The sequence below is a fragment of the Lutimaribacter marinistellae genome, assembly GCF_042648365.1.
Lineage (GTDB): Bacteria > Pseudomonadota > Alphaproteobacteria > Rhodobacterales > Rhodobacteraceae > Lutimaribacter_A > Lutimaribacter_A marinistellae.
On sequence record NZ_JBHRXI010000002.1, the window covers coordinates 103,638 to 117,692 of the forward strand.

A 14,055-nucleotide genomic window follows, 5' to 3' on the forward strand; every position below is an offset into this window, starting at 1 on the left:
CAACCGATAATAGCCGAAAGAACATTGAATGCTTAAATGTATACAATGATGTCGGCAGTGACGCAATGCCCTGCTGCACGATCATTCAGAGGGTCAGGCCGCCATTCACGTGAATGCTCTGCCCGGTGACGTAGCCTGCCGGTTCGGACAGCAGGAAGGCAGACATGGCGGCGACTTCGTCGGGTGTGCCCAACCGCTCCATCGGGATCGTTCCGGTCACCTCGGCCCATTGTTCGGGCGTCAGCGAGGACGGCGTGCCCGGATCCTTTGCCACGAAGCCCGGCACCACCGCGTTCACGGTGATTCCACGCGGTGCGAGATTGGCCGCGAAAACGCGTACCTGCGCCTCGAGCGCGGCCTTGGCCGGGGCGGTGGGAGCATAGGAGTGAGTTTTCGTCCGATGCGCACCGAACGCGCTGACGCACAGCATGCGACCGCGTCCCTCAGCCAGTTTCGGCGCGGTCAAGGCAGCCAGCGTCTGAAAGGCTACCGGCATCGCATTCAGGGCCGCGCGCAGGGCATCGGTATCGGCATGATCGAGCCTCCCTAGACGGGCATACCCTGCAGCAAAGGCAAAGCCTGTCAGCCCCCCCGGCGGCAGGGTGTTGAGCCAGTCGCCAACACGTTCGGCCAACGCGGCCTCCTCGGTCCGGCCCAACAGGCTGTTAACCGTGGCCCCGGCCTCCCGGCACGTGTTTTCGACGCGGGCGAGCCTTTCGGCATTGCTGCCGGTATGCAGCATCAACTCCACCCCGGGTCCGGCAAGAGTCCGGGCCAGTGCGGCCCCGATGCCCGATCCCGAGCCGATGATCAGGTAGCGCTCCATCCGTTCAGCTTGTGTCGCGGGTGTAGACATGGCCATAGGCGGACTTGATGGCGGCCATGATATCCTCGTTGCGGTGCAGTATGTGGTTTCTCATCGCGGCCATCGCGGCAGTCTCGTCACGGGCGCGCAGATGCCCGAGTATCTCAAGGTGCTGGGCTTGCGTGCGGTCGCGACGCCCCTCCATCGCGATCCAGCGGACAAGGTGTACCCGGTCGTTGAGATTGGTGAGGGTTTGCCGCAACACGGCGTTGCGGGCCATTTGCGCGATAGCGTCGTGAAAGCCGATGTCGAGTTCCATCAGGCGATCAACCGAAGCGTCCGGCGATTCCGCCATGCTCGCCTCGAGGAAATCGGACAGGCTATCCAGCTCGGCGTCTTCGGCGCGTGTGCAGGCCAGTCGCACGATGGCGCATTCGATCTCTTGCCGGGCTTCGAACAGGTCAAAGATCACCGCAGGTTCCAGCCCCGGCACGGAAAAGCCGCGGCCCCGGTCGATCAGCAACCCTTCGGCGGCCAGACGGTTCAACGCCTCCCGCAGGGGCGTGCGGCTGATCTCGAGATCGCTGGCCAGCAACACCTCGTTGATCTTCTGGTTTGGCAGGAACTTGAACCGCAGCAATTGCTCGCGGAGCTGGGAATAGGCACGCTGCGAGGTCGAGGGCGTGGGCCGAATCCTTTTGCTGTCTTGTGCGGTCGCCATGCGCTGTCCTCTTCCTGTATTTGAATATGTATGCGTTCTGTCAGGGGAAGGCGTCAAGCTTGCGGGGCGTCATGCATCAGGCGGCTGTTCAAGCAGGGCGGTGAGCGTGGTGACATCCGGTGCGTCGTGCAAACCCTGGACTGCGCGTATCAGCGCAGCTTGTCGTTCTGGGGAGTAGACGGTGCCGGTGACCTCGGCGAACTTGTCGTCAAGCACGCTTTGGGGCAGTGGCTCTTCGGGGTAGCCGCGCGCGATCTTTCCAGTCGCCGAAACCTGCCGGCCGTCCGTCAATGTCAGCGTGACGTCGCCCATGTAGAAATCGGGAAAGGCATCGTTGAACGCCCCCGTGTCGCGGATCACTGTGGCAGCGTTGGCAAGACGGGCGACCTCGGGCTCGGTCTTGCGTCGATCCGTGAACAGGTCGAGAAAGGACAGCCGCCCCATCGCAGCGCGCACGGGCAGAATGTACTGTGCCGAATGACCCTTGAGGGGGTTGTCGTCGACGCAATGCGCGCCCGCTTCGGCAAAGCGCAGCGAAAGGCCGTCGATCTGCTCCGATTTCAGGTCATGGTCTTCGATCAGTCGCACCAGCGCATCCAGCGCAGGATGCAGGAAGGAAACACAAGGGTAAGGCTTGATCGCAAGCTCCATCACGCCATCCCAGACCTCACCCAACCCGTGGGTAAGGTGCCCCGGATCGGCCACGCCGCTATAGGCGTCGAGCACGACATGTCCGCCGTCAAAGATACGGTCAGGCGCGCCGAACCCCTGCTTGGCCAACATGGCCGACATCACCCCGTTGCGCGCGGCCAGTCCCATCTGAAAGGGGCGGGCATCCTCGCGCGGGTCGTCCTGCCACGCCAGCAAGCCGCTGGTTTGCAGCGCGGCAAGCCCAAGGGCGCGCGCAGTCTGCTCAGGCTCGAGCCGCAGCAGAAAGGCCGAGGCGGCGGCGGCCCCGAAACTACCCGCGATGGCCGAGGGGTGAAAACCGCGCGCATAAAGCTCACGCGGGTTCATCGCCATCGAGACGCGGCAGGTGATCTCGCATCCCAGCGCCACGGCGGCGAGCGCATCGGCCCCGCTGCGCCCGTGGGTTTCGCACAGGGCAAGCGCGGTCGGGATCATCACGGCGACCGGGTGGAGGATCGCCTCGGGGTGGTGAGGTTCGAAATCGGCGGCATAGCCAAGCGTTCCGTTGGCCAGCGCTGCGGTGACCGGGTCCGTCTTGCGGCCCCTCCCGATCAGGGTCGCCTGGCCATTTCCACCGACCGCTTCGGCAAAGGCACCAATGCCTTGCGCGGCGGTCACGTCAGAGTGGGTCGCCGCGCAGAGCACACCGAGACCATCACTGGTAAGCACGCGGGTATAGGCCATCACGTCTTCAGGCAGGACCTGCGGGCTGAAATCCGCGATAAATCTGGCAAGCTGGTCGGTGATCGGGGCACGCGCGGTCATCAGGGCCTCCTGTCCGGTCTCGTTTCATGTTGCATGAATAAATGTATACATGCAAGAATACATATTGACCCAAAAGGGTGATTTCACGCGGAAGGATTGTCATGGCCAAACCGAAACGGATCATTCTGGGTGGCTTCGGCAATATAGGACGCCAGCTTGCGCGACGCTTGGGCGGCGGTGCAGATCCCGATCTGAGCATCGCGGCCATCGTCGCGCGGGACAAGGACAAGGCCGCGCGGGCGGCGGAGGAATTGGGCCTCGACGTGCCGATTATCACCTCTGCCGAGGCGCCCGGCTTTGACGCGATCCTGGTGGAGTGTTCGACCTATGACGGCTTCCGCGACGTGGTGGAGCCGACCTTGCGCGCCGGTGGCCATGTCGTGGCGGTCAGCGTTGGCGCGCTGGCCAAGAATCTGGACCTGATCGACATCGCCCAAGACAGCGACGCCGTTTTACAGATCGCGGGCGGCACCCTGCCGGGGATCGACATCATCCGCGCGGCGGCCGAGGACGAGATTGACGAGGTCCTGTTGACCTCGCACATCAACCCGGCCTCTTTCGCGCATGAACCCTATGTGAAGGAACACGGTATCGACCTCGATGCCGCTGCCGCCGGACCTGTCGAGGTTTTCGAGGGCAGCGCGCGCGAGGCGGCGGGGTACTTTCCGCGCCATTTCAACGTCGCGGTGACGCTCGGGCTGGCGGGGATCGGGCTGGACCGGACACGGGTGCGCATTCGCGCCGACGGAACCTTGCCCGGCGCGCGACACCGGTTGACGGTCAAGGCGCGCGCGGTCGAGCTGGACATGGAATCGCAGAACTTCCCCTCGCCCGACAACAATCGCACCAGCATGGTTGTCGCGCTGAGCATCCTGGCCGCGTTGCGCCACGATACCGCAACGCTGCGCATCGGCAGTTGACCGTGGCCGAGCGAGCAGAAGCACGCATCGCGCGATGGTCAGTGGTCCGCCAAGCGCACTTTCGCAAATGGGTGACTGGCGATCATGACCTGTATGGGTCACGGGAGCGGCGGCACCAAACCGCCGTTTCCGTGGATCATTGACCGGCATCTCCACGCGGTGGCGGTGTCCAGCCGCGCTCGGAACGGTCGTGATTTTCGGCGCGATCGGTACTCATCAGGTCGAACAGGGTCTGCTGGTGGGCGCGCATGGTATCGACATAGTTGCGTGATACGCCCTCTGCATTCCAGGCATCGCGCAGGTTGTTGAGCGACTGGAAATCATGTGCGCGGAACTTGCGCCGGGCGGTTTCCGCGCGGAACGGATGATACCCCATCTCGACAAGAGCGTCGCGGCCCATGGCAAGCGCCGCCTCAAAGGTTTCTCGCTGCGCAAGATGCGCGCCCGCATTTTCCAACTCGTAGACATGATGTCGGTCATGGGCCCGGGCGTGGATGCGCACATGCGGGTAGGCATGCGCCACATGCGCCACCAGCTGTGTCTGCTTCTCGCGATCATCCAGTGCCGCAACGAACAGGTCAGCCTCTTCCAGCCCCGCGCCGTGCAGCAGGTCGGGCCTCAGTGCATCGCCGTAAAAGGCCCGAAAGCCGATGCGCGACAGGTTCTCGATCGTTTCGGGGTCATGGTCCAGAACCGTCACCGTGTGGCCGTTCGTCATCAGAAGGCGCGTGACGATCTGCCCAACCCGGCCCATGCCCGCAATAATGACACTCCCTTGCTGGTCTACCGTGTCAGCCGGCCGGTCCGAGGTCGAAACTGAGCGCGGCGCAAGGACCTTTTCGTAGAGGATGAAGGTCAGGGGCGTCAGGACCATCGTCAGCGCGACAACCAGCGTCATCGGTTTCACGATGTCGGGCTGCAACACCCCGGCACTGCTGGCAAAGCCGAAAAGCACAAAGGCGAATTCACCTGCCTGGGCAAGTCCGAGGGTAAAGAGCCAGCGATCAGCGCCCTTCAGGCCGAACGCCGTGCCCAAGACGTATAGCAATGCCCCTTTGAGGACCATGAGCCCGACAGCAAGACCGACCAAGCCAGCCGGGTTCGACAGGAGCAGGCCGAAATCGATGCCCGCACCGACGGTGAGAAAGAACAGGCCCAGCAACAGGCCCTTGAACGGTTCAATGTCGGATTCAAGCTCGTGACGATATTCGGAATCCGACAGGACGACGCCGGCCAGAAATGTGCCAAGTGCAGGAGAAAGGCCGACATAGGTCATCAGCAGGGCAATGCCGATCACCAGCATGAGCGCCGCGGCGGTAAAGATCTCGCGCAGCTTCGACTCGGCGATAAAGCGAAAGATCGGTCGCATGATCGTTCGGCCCGCTACGATGATCCCCGCGATGATGGCGAGGATGGCCAGTACCTGACCCCATTCCGGAAGGGTTTCGAAGGCTGTAGGGGCGGCGTGACCGTCAGCTGGCGTCGCGGCATGCGCCGCGCCCCACGGATTGTCCGAGGGTGCAAAGGCATGGCCGTCCAGCAAGGGTGGGCCACCCACCGCCAGCAGCGGCATGAGCGCCAGCATCGGGATGACGGCGATGTCCTGCGTCAGCAACACGGAAAAGGCGCTTTGCCCGCCATTGCTGCGCATCCAGCCCTTTTCGTTGAGCGTTTGCAGTACGATGGCGGTCGATGACAGGGCAAGGATCATGCCAAGCGCCACGGCGGCCTGCCAGGTGAGGTCGAAGAGCAGGCCGAACGCGGCCATGGCGAGCGTGGTGCCAACGACCTGTAACCCGCCGAGGCCCAGTAGCTGCGTGCGCATCCGCCAGAGCATCGCGGGCTGTAACTCCAGCCCGACGAGGAACAGCATCATGACCACACCGAATTCCGCGAAATGCTGGATCTCGACGGTTTCGCCGCCCACGATGCCCAGGGCCGGTCCGATGACCACACCCGCGATGAGGTAGCCAAGGACCGAACCAAGGCCAAGCCGTTTGGCAATCGGCACCGCGATGACGGCGGCGACGAGATAGACAAAGGCGGTGGACAACAGCTCCATCACGCGGTCTCCGGGCTGGCGGCGAGGGTGGCCGCGATGTCGTTGAGCGTCAGCGCCTTGCGCGCAGCGGGAATGTTCAGCGTATCGTCGCGCAGGGCGGTCAGCAGGGCGCGCCATTGCCCAAGGTGAACCGCGTCGCGGCCGTCCTCCTCGGCCTTGCCCGCGCTGAACAAGGTGAAGGGCGCGAGGTAACGCATCCTGCACAGGTCTGCGGATTTCTCGAACGGGGCCAGCAGATCGCGCAAATGGGCGCCATTGGCGCCGTCCGGATGATATGTCTGTGCAGCGGCTCCGCAGGTAACGGCCTGCATCATCACCTTGTTGTCCAGCGCATGACCGTCCTGCCCGTAGGCAAAGCCGTGTTCGAAAACCAGGTCGATCCACTCCTTCATCAGGGCGGGGCAGGAATACCAGTAAACCGGGTGCAGAAAGATGACCGCGTCATGCGTGACAAGCCGCGCCTGTTCGTGAGGGATGTCGATGTGGAACGTGGGGTATTCGGCGTAGAGATCCACGCAGGTGATACCGGGCAGTTCCTGCGCGATACGGAACATCGGGCCGTTGATCTCGGACCGGTCGAGCCGGGGATGCGCGAGGTAGACGATCGGACGCATCACATGCTCCGACGTTCGGGGGAAGGGGCGGGAAGGGAGAAGGGCATTGGGCAATCCTTGTCGGCCGGGCGGGGACTCGCCGGATCTTGGATTGCAGGTATACAGATATCAACCAGTATACTTTTGGTAACTTGGTCCGACGCTTCAGCAGACGCTGGACCATGAAGAGGCTGCCGCTTTTGCGGCGGTCACGATTTGACGAGTTCGATACCGGCTTCTTCTGCGCGCTTTTTGCTGCGCTCCAGCAAACCTGTGTTGGACACGACAAGCTCGGGCAGGTCACGCTTCACCAGTTCTTGCGCATCCGCAGGTGAAAGCCCGAGACCGCGAAGGATCGCGGCAACGGATTCATCGGCATCCGTCTCATCGCCATTACCGATGCTGAGCCGATAGACGGTGATAACCGCAGTTCCACGGATGAGATCCAGTGCAACGGTCATGGGCATGTTGATGAACCGGCCCTGCGCAATGCCCTGGCGGATATGGACAGGCAGATAATCGTAGATCAGGTTGCCCGGCCCACCGGATTCCAACCCTGCACGCGCGGTGAACCGACCCAGAAGGGGATAACGGCGCGCGGTTTCGATGAACAGGCGTATGCCGGTGGCCAGCCGTTCGGCCGGGTCGGGAAGGGTACTGACCTTATGTTCGATGATCTCGACAAGCTCGTCGCCAAGCTGATCGCCTGCCGCGGACAACAACTCCTGGTTCGAGCGGAAATAATTGTAGAATGTCCCGCGTGACACGCCGGCCGTTGCGATGACGTCATCGATCACGGACGCATCCACGCCTTTTTCGGCAAACACCAGCACGGCGCTCTCGATCAGGCGTTCGCGCATCTTGGCACGTCGTGCAGCAGCGGCACGTGTCCGGTGGTCTGTTTCGGGCTTCGTGGCCATCTTCCTGCTCCTGTTTCACTCTTCTTTACCGCAGCTTACAAGAAAGTAAAAATGACACTTGCGTCATAATGACGAAATTGTCAGCATACTTCAAACAGGAGGAATTCATGCTGCAAACACCAGATCCAGAAGGCTTGAAAGAGCAGGTCGTTGCCGTCGGGGCGCGCGAAATCCATGTTACGGAAGTGGGCGACGGGCCAGTCGTCATCAAGTTGCACGGTGGCGGGCCCGGCGCGTCGGGGATGTCCAATTTCTCAAGGAACGTTTCCACCCTGGCCCAGAGGTTTCGCGTCATCGTGCCGGACATGCCGGGATATGGTCAGTCGACCAAGAGGTTGGACCAGTCCGACGTTTTCGGTGACCTGGCGCATTCGATGATCGGCTTGATGGACGCGCTTGGGATCGAACGGGCCAGCGTGGTCGGCAATTCGCTTGGGGGTGCGACGGCGCTGCGCATGGCGATGGACCATCCCGGCCGGATCGACCGTCTCGTCCTTATGGGGCCGGGCGGAGTAGGAGGCCTGCAGGGCGGGCCGAGCCTGGGGCTGCAAAAGCTTATCGGTTACTACAAGGGCGACGGCCCCAGCCGCGAAAAACTGGCCGAGTTCCTGCGGGAGTTCCTGGTCGCCGACGGAACCGCCGTATCGGACGAGATGATCGAGGCGCGCTACCGGGCGTCGATCGACCCCGAGGTAGTCGCCAACCCGCCGCTTCAGGTACCCAACGATCCGCAGGCCATGGCGCGGCTGGACCTGTCGGCAGATCCGCGCATGACCCAGATCGATCATCCGACGCTTGCCCTGTGGGGCGATGCAGACCGGGTGAACCTGCTTACGGGCGGGCACTGGCTTCGGGAAAACATGAAGTCTTGCGACCTCTACATCTTTGCCGGGGTCGGTCACTGGGTGCAGTGGGAACGCGCCGCTGAATTCAACGCGGTCTGTACTGCCTTCCTGTCGGCGAACGCCGACGTGTGAAACATGCAGATTGCTGATGAAAAAGATCCCGCCATCGTGGCGGGCACGGTCGGGATGTGCGCAGCACTCTTTCCGGCCGATCGCGGCACCCCCCTGAGCGCTGACCAGAGATTTCCGGAGGAGACCCCATGAAACTCAACACCGTCTATGACAAGGTCAAGACTGGCTACGTTGTTGCCACTACGACCGATATCGACGATTGGAAACGCTTTGGCGGAGAGGCGCTCGGGCTGCACATGGATGTGCGCGGGCCGGACTTGCTGAGCTTTCGCGTCGATGACCGCGAGCGGAGGCTGATCATCCGGAAGGGTGAGACGAATGACATCGCGACCATCGGTCTCGAGATCGCGAACGAGGATGCGTTGGAAACCATCCTGTCGCGGCTCAAGGAGCGCAGTGTCGACGTGACCGAGGTCGCAGGCAAGGAAGCCGACATTCGCGGTGTAGACCGGTTCTGGAAGCTGGTTGGCCCCAAGAAGATCGCCGTCGAGATGTTCCTGACGGCTCGCACGATAGCCACGGCGCCAGAGATCAAGCCGAGCGGGTTCAAGGTTGACGAGGGCGGGCTGTGTCACCTTGCCATAACCTCGCGCGAACCCGCTTCGATGCTGGGCTTCTGGCGCGAGATCTTCGACGCAAGGACTTCGGACCAGATCGTCGAGAAGGTACCAGGCGTGGAGTTGTTGATCACCTTCACCCGGTTCAACGAGCGCCATCACTCGATTGCCGTGGCGGAAACAAAAGGGATGAAGATGGACCCGATGCCGGCGCGGATCCATCACATGGCGCTGGAAGTAGCCGATGTTCACGACGTGATCGGGGCCTACGAACGCTGTCGGGCGCTTGGTTACAAGATCTCGATGTCGATCGGCAGGCACACCAATGATCACGCGATCTCATTCTACGTGCAGTCGCCCTCTGGCTTCGATGTCGAGTTCAGCTGCGACGGCATCCGCGTGAATGACGCTCTCGAGGATTTCCCTGAGGGCAAGGTTCACCATGGCATCTCTGAATGGGGGCACCTGCCCGAAGGTCGCGGCATCCGTGACGAGATCGCACAGTTGCGCCGTGGCGTCTCGTCGTTGTTCCGGCCCGAGTACAAGGTGTTCTGATCATGAATGCGGTAGATGTTGCCATTATCGGCCTTGGACCCACCGGCCTGACCCTTGCGCATTTTCTGGGCAAGCGTGGTCTGAGCGTGAAGGTCTTTGAGCGAGACAAGGAATTCTATGGACGCGCCCGCGCGGTCTATACCGACGATGAATGCATGCGGGCATGGCAATGGGCCGGGATCGCGGACGAGCTGGCGCCCGACATGATCCAGGACCAGGTTGCCCAATGGGTACGGCCTGACGGCAGAGTGCTGTCGCAGATGGTGCTGACCGACCGGCCCCATGGCTGGCCGGTGATGAATTTCCTTTACCAACCCTGGCTCGAGACCAAGATGGAAAGCCTGATCCGGGAACGTTATCCCAACGTCTCCTTGCATCGCGGGGTCGAGGTCCTGGGGTTCGAGCAGGACGCGGATGGGGTGACGCTTCGCCACCGACCGGTCGATGGCGCGGACGAGCAGACAACCCGCGCCACCTACCTTGTCGCATGTGACGGCGGCCGGTCGAAGACCCGCGAAGAAGGGCTTGGCATCAAGATGACAGGGGGGAGTTTTCCCGAACGCTGGCTGGTCATCGACCTGGAGGTCGAAGATGCCGACACGACCCTGCGACACTTGCCTTACTTCAGCTTCGTCTGCGATCCTGAGCGTCCGATCGTGAACTGCCCGCAACCGGGTGCCCATCACCGGTTCGAGTTCATGCTCAACGAAGATGACGACAAGGAAGAATGGGAAAGCGACGAGAAGGTACGCTCGCTGCTCAGCCGCTTCATCGACCCGAACAAGGCCAAAGTGCTGCGCAAGCTGGTTTACACGTTCAACGCGCTCAACGCCGAACAATGGCGCAAGGGACGGGTGATACTCGCCGGCGATGCCGCCCACATGACGCCGCAGTTCATGGGGCAGGGGATGAGCTCGGGTATCCGTGACGCTGCCAACATCGCGTGGAAACTGGACATGATCCTGCGCGGGCAGGCGGGTGATGCATTGCTCGACAGCTACATGAGCGAACGCCGCCCCCATGCCCAGTCGATGATCGATGTGTCGATCATGATGATGAAGGTCGTTTCCGTTCGCAGCCGTCTGCTTGCAGCGCTGCGCAACTCTGCCATGGTCGCGGCTGGCAAACTGCCATGGGTCAAGGGCGAATTGCGCCGTGGCGCGTTCAAACCCGGACCGGATTTTCGGAAAGGCCGTTTCTGGGGCCTTCCGCGTGACCGCCGGAATGGGGCCGAAGGGCGCCTGATCCCGCAGCCGCAGGTGCGCAGTTTCCTCGGCAAGATCACGCGGGCGGACGATGTACTGGGCGAGGGGTTCTCGTTGATCGGCATCGGCACCGACCCTTGGGCGGAACTCTCGGATGCGGCGAAGCTCAGATGGCAGGGCATCGGTGTGCAAAGCGCGGCGCTCTGGACCTATACCAAGCGGCCACAGGGCGTGCGTACGTTCGGGGCGCTTTCGCCCGAAACCATCGAGATCGAAGATACCACGAACGAGTTGAGCGTGTTCTGCCGCAAGCACGGCGTCGGCCAAGGTGATGTTCTGATCGTCCGGCCTGACCGCGTCGTTGCCGCCGTGGCAAGGCCGCAGACCATGGAAGCGGTCAGCCAACAATTGTTCAACAAGCTGGGAAGCCCCGAGCATACCGTCGAAAGGAAGGCCGCATGACACTGGAAACCGTCGCAACCGCCCTGCGTGAGGCCGAAGAGGGCGCGTTCAACATCCCGCCCGTACGCGACCGGATCACCACCGCTGAAGAGGCCTATGCGGTGCAAGAGATCAATACCAAGGCCCGGCTTGCCGCGGGCGGGCGGCTGGTCGGCCGCAAGGTCGGGCTGACCAATCCGGCGGTGCAGGCGCAGCTGGGCGTCGACCAACCCGATTACGGCATGCTTTTTGCCGATATGGAGGTGATGCATGACGCGATGATCCCATGGTCGGACGCGGCGCAGTACAAGGTCGAGGCCGAAATCGCCTTTATCCTCGGTCGCGATCTTGCGCATGAGCAGATCACCTCGGCCGATCTGATCCGGGCCATTGATTGGGTGGTTCCCGCCATCGAGATCGTCGGTTCGCGGATCCAGAACTGGGACATCCGTTTCGTCGATACGGTGGCCGATAACGGGTCCTCGGCGCATTTCGTGCTTGGCTCAGGCATACGTCGCCCGGATGCAGTCGACCTTGTCGGTTGCAAAATGCACATGGCCGGATCGGATGGCAGCAAATCCGAAGGCACGGGCGCAGCCTGCTATGGCTCCCCCCTCAACGCGGCGCTTTGGCTTGCGCGGGTCATGCAGGCAGCGGACCGGTCGTTGAAAGCCGGAGACGTGGTCCTGTCGGGCGCATTGGGGCCGATGATCGCCGCCACGCCCGGCACACGCTACGAGGCCTCGATCGATGGGCTGGGCAAGGTGGCCGTGCAGTTCGGAGATGCGGCATGAAAAAGATCAAATGCGCGATCATCGGTTCCGGCAACATCGGCACCGACCTTATGATCAAGATCATGCGTAGATCGGACATGCTGGACGTATCGGCCATGGTCGGAATCGACCCTGCCTCGGACGGGCTGGAACGGGCAAGACGGCTGGGCGTGACGACGACGCATGAGGGGATCGACGGCTTGCGCGCGCTGCCGGAATACGCGGGTATCCGGATCATTTTCGACGCCACGAGCGCGAGGGCTCATACCCGGCATTCCGAGGTCGCCATTGCCGACGGCAAACAGATGATCGACCTGACCCCGGCGGCAATCGGTCCGTATACGGTTCCACCGGTCAACCTTGAGGTCAATCTCGATGCGCCGAACGTCAACATGGTCACTTGCGGTGGCCAGGCGACCATCCCGATGGTGGCGGCCATCAACCGCGTGGCCAAGGTGCATTGGGGCGAAATCGTTGCTTCGATCAGTTCCAGATCGGCGGGCCCGGGTACCCGCGCCAATATTGACGAGTTCACGGAAACGACTGCCGCCGCCATCGAACAGGTGGGCGGTGCGACACGGGGCAAGGCGATCATCATCCTGAACCCTGCAGAGCCGCCGCTGATGATGCGTGACACGGTATTTTGCCTTTGCGACGATGCCGATCCCGAGGAGATCCGCCAATCCGTCGCCGCAATGGTGAGCGAGGTTCAAAGCTACGTGCCCGGGTACCGCCTGAAGCAGGACGTACAGTTCGAGCAGGTTGGCAGCGACGGCCCGTTCCACATTCCGGAAATGGGGCGGGAGTTCACCGGTCTCAAGGTGACGATCTTTCTGGAGGTCGAAGGCGCCGCCCATTACCTCCCTGCATATGCCGGCAATCTCGACATCATGACCTCGGCCGCGATGAAGACGGCCGAACGCCTGTCGTTGAAGCGCAATTGGTTGGAGGTCGCCTGACATGACAAGACTATACATACAGGACGTGACATTGCGCGACGGCATGCATGCTGTCCGCCACCAGTATGACCTTGGCCATGTGCGTGCCATAGCCGAGGCGCTGGACGAGGCTGGCGTCGATGCGATCGAGGTGGCGCATGGCGACGGTTTGACCGGCTCGACCTTCAACTACGGGTTCGGACGGCACACGGACGAGGCCTGGATCCGTGAAGCGGCCAAGGTCTGCCGGACCGCACGACTGACGACGCTGTTGCTGCCCGGTATCGGCACCATCGAAGACCTGAGGCGCGCCCGCGACAACGGTGTTCGGTCGGTCCGCGTCGCCACGCATTGTACCGAGGCCGATGTCGCCGCTCAGCATATTGCTGCCGCGAAGGAGATGGGGCTGGACGTATCCGGTTTCCTGATGATGTCGCACATGACCACCGCAGCAGAGCTTGCCCGGCAGGCAAAGCTGATGGAAAGCCATGGTGCCGATTGTGTCTATGTAACGGATTCGGGCGGGCGTCTGACGATGCGGGACGTGCGGGAACGGTTCGATGCCTATGGCGCGGTGCTCGACACCGATACCGGGCGCGGCGCGCATATGCATGAGAACCTGTCGCTCTCGGTCGCCAACTCGGTCGTTGCGGTCGAACACGGCGCTACGCGCGTCGATGCCTCGCTGGCAGGTATGGGCGCAGGCGCCGGGAACTGTCCGATCGAGGCTTTCGTGGCGGTTGCCGACCTGTACGGCTGGGACCATGGCTGCGACCTGTTCAAGTTGCAGGACGCCGCCGATGACCTGGTGCGCCCGTTGCAGGATCGGCCCGTCCGCGTCGATCGTGAAACCATGACGCTGGGCTACAGCGGCGTCTACTCCTCGTTCCTGCGACACGCCGAACGCGCGGCCGAGCTGTACGGGCTCGACACGCGCGACATCCTTGTCGAGGTGGGACGGCGCAAGATGGTTGGCGGGCAGGAGGACATGATCACGGACGTCGCGCTGGACATGATCCGGCAAAGGGAAGCTGCGGCATAACCCGAAACTACGTCACGTCGCAGCCATTGCGCCTGCGGCCCGAAAACACGAGCCTGCGCGCGCAGCCCTGAGGCCGCACATGATCGCACGC

At 62.5% G+C, this 14,055-nt stretch carries 13 protein-coding genes; 7 read left to right on the top strand and 6 right to left on the bottom strand.

Going from position 1 to position 14,055, the window contains the following annotated elements:
- Positions 1–85 precede the first annotated feature (85 nt).
- From ACFORG_RS03470 to ACFORG_RS03480, 3 genes are all read right to left on the bottom strand, one after another.
- Complete coding sequence (locus ACFORG_RS03470; RefSeq protein ID WP_386734000.1) at positions 86–862, bottom strand: SDR family NAD(P)-dependent oxidoreductase; 777 nt, start codon at positions 860–862, stop codon at positions 86–88.
- Positions 831–1,526 (bottom strand): GntR family transcriptional regulator, encoded by a 696-nt coding sequence (locus ACFORG_RS03475; RefSeq protein WP_386734001.1) that lies wholly within the window; start codon positions 1,524–1,526, stop codon positions 831–833. The genes ACFORG_RS03470 and ACFORG_RS03475 overlap by 32 nt, the downstream gene beginning before the upstream one ends.
- 69 nt (positions 1,527–1,595) lie before the next feature.
- The gene (locus tag ACFORG_RS03480) at positions 1,596–2,981 is read right to left on the bottom strand and encodes an MmgE/PrpD family protein (protein ID WP_386734002.1); all 1,386 of its coding nucleotides are present in this window, start codon (positions 2,979–2,981) and stop codon (positions 1,596–1,598) included.
- Between the two features lie 101 nt (positions 2,982–3,082).
- Between ACFORG_RS03480 and ACFORG_RS03485 the strand changes: the two genes are divergently transcribed.
- On the top strand, positions 3,083–3,901 hold the full coding sequence (locus tag ACFORG_RS03485) for an aspartate dehydrogenase domain-containing protein (protein WP_386734003.1): 819 nt from the start codon (positions 3,083–3,085) through the stop codon (positions 3,899–3,901).
- 136 nt (positions 3,902–4,037) lie between these two features.
- Here ACFORG_RS03485 and ACFORG_RS03490 read toward each other — a convergent pair whose 3' ends face one another.
- From ACFORG_RS03490 to ACFORG_RS03500, 3 genes are all read right to left on the bottom strand, one after another.
- Entirely contained in the window at positions 4,038–5,963 is a 1,926-nt protein-coding gene (locus ACFORG_RS03490; RefSeq protein WP_386734004.1) for a monovalent cation:proton antiporter-2 (CPA2) family protein, read from the bottom strand.
- Positions 5,963–6,577, bottom strand: a complete 615-nt coding sequence (locus ACFORG_RS03495; protein ID WP_386734005.1) for an NAD(P)H-dependent oxidoreductase — start codon at positions 6,575–6,577, stop codon at positions 5,963–5,965. Before ACFORG_RS03495 ends, ACFORG_RS03490 begins: the two co-directional genes overlap by 1 nt.
- A gap of 188 nt (positions 6,578–6,765) precedes the next feature.
- The gene (locus tag ACFORG_RS03500) at positions 6,766–7,476 is read right to left on the bottom strand and encodes a TetR/AcrR family transcriptional regulator (protein WP_386734006.1); all 711 of its coding nucleotides are present in this window, start codon (positions 7,474–7,476) and stop codon (positions 6,766–6,768) included.
- Between the two features lie 107 nt (positions 7,477–7,583).
- On the opposite strand from ACFORG_RS03500, the gene ACFORG_RS03505 reads away from it, so the two are divergent.
- From ACFORG_RS03505 to dmpG, 6 genes are all read left to right on the top strand, one after another.
- Positions 7,584–8,453 (top strand): alpha/beta fold hydrolase, encoded by an 870-nt coding sequence (locus tag ACFORG_RS03505; RefSeq protein WP_386734007.1) that lies wholly within the window; start codon positions 7,584–7,586, stop codon positions 8,451–8,453.
- Positions 8,454–8,581: 128 nt separating this feature from the next.
- Positions 8,582–9,565 (top strand): VOC family protein, encoded by a 984-nt coding sequence (locus ACFORG_RS03510; RefSeq protein ID WP_386734008.1) that lies wholly within the window; start codon positions 8,582–8,584, stop codon positions 9,563–9,565.
- Between the two features lie 2 nt (positions 9,566–9,567).
- Complete coding sequence (gene mhpA / locus ACFORG_RS03515; RefSeq protein ID WP_386734009.1) at positions 9,568–11,232, top strand: bifunctional 3-(3-hydroxy-phenyl)propionate/3-hydroxycinnamic acid hydroxylase MhpA; 1,665 nt, start codon at positions 9,568–9,570, stop codon at positions 11,230–11,232.
- Positions 11,229–12,005: a 2-keto-4-pentenoate hydratase gene (locus tag ACFORG_RS03520; RefSeq protein WP_386734010.1), complete on the top strand. Its 777-nt coding sequence runs from the start codon at positions 11,229–11,231 to the stop codon at positions 12,003–12,005. Before mhpA ends, ACFORG_RS03520 begins: the two co-directional genes overlap by 4 nt.
- Complete coding sequence (locus ACFORG_RS03525) at positions 12,002–12,943, top strand: acetaldehyde dehydrogenase (acetylating) (RefSeq protein ID WP_386734011.1); 942 nt, start codon at positions 12,002–12,004, stop codon at positions 12,941–12,943. The genes ACFORG_RS03520 and ACFORG_RS03525 overlap by 4 nt, the downstream gene beginning before the upstream one ends.
- A 1-nt stretch (position 12,944) precedes the next feature.
- Positions 12,945–13,964, top strand: a complete 1,020-nt coding sequence (gene dmpG / locus ACFORG_RS03530) for a 4-hydroxy-2-oxovalerate aldolase (RefSeq protein WP_386734012.1) — start codon at positions 12,945–12,947, stop codon at positions 13,962–13,964.
- The last annotated feature ends 91 nt before the right edge of the window (positions 13,965–14,055 follow it).

Bases quoted from the DNA above. Each gene is read 5' to 3' on its own strand.
- dmpG (WP_386734012.1), top strand. From the start codon at position 12,945: ATGACAAGACTATACATACAGGACGTGACATTGCGCGACGGCATGCAT.
- mhpA (WP_386734009.1), top strand. From the start codon at position 9,568: ATGAATGCGGTAGATGTTGCCATTATCGGCCTTGGACCCACCGGCCTG.
- ACFORG_RS03505 (WP_386734007.1), top strand. From the start codon at position 7,584: ATGCTGCAAACACCAGATCCAGAAGGCTTGAAAGAGCAGGTCGTTGCC.
- ACFORG_RS03475 (WP_386734001.1), bottom strand. From the start codon at position 1,526: ATGGCGACCGCACAAGACAGCAAAAGGATTCGGCCCACGCCCTCGACC.
- ACFORG_RS03525 (WP_386734011.1), top strand. From the start codon at position 12,002: ATGAAAAAGATCAAATGCGCGATCATCGGTTCCGGCAACATCGGCACC.
- ACFORG_RS03510 (WP_386734008.1), top strand. From the start codon at position 8,582: ATGAAACTCAACACCGTCTATGACAAGGTCAAGACTGGCTACGTTGTT.
- ACFORG_RS03480 (WP_386734002.1), bottom strand. From the start codon at position 2,981: ATGACCGCGCGTGCCCCGATCACCGACCAGCTTGCCAGATTTATCGCG.
- ACFORG_RS03495 (WP_386734005.1), bottom strand. From the start codon at position 6,577: ATGCGTCCGATCGTCTACCTCGCGCATCCCCGGCTCGACCGGTCCGAG.
- ACFORG_RS03470 (WP_386734000.1), bottom strand. From the start codon at position 862: ATGGCCATGTCTACACCCGCGACACAAGCTGAACGGATGGAGCGCTAC.
- ACFORG_RS03500 (WP_386734006.1), bottom strand. From the start codon at position 7,476: ATGGCCACGAAGCCCGAAACAGACCACCGGACACGTGCCGCTGCTGCA.
- ACFORG_RS03485 (WP_386734003.1), top strand. From the start codon at position 3,083: ATGGCCAAACCGAAACGGATCATTCTGGGTGGCTTCGGCAATATAGGA.
- ACFORG_RS03490 (WP_386734004.1), bottom strand. From the start codon at position 5,963: ATGGAGCTGTTGTCCACCGCCTTTGTCTATCTCGTCGCCGCCGTCATC.
- ACFORG_RS03520 (WP_386734010.1), top strand. From the start codon at position 11,229: ATGACACTGGAAACCGTCGCAACCGCCCTGCGTGAGGCCGAAGAGGGC.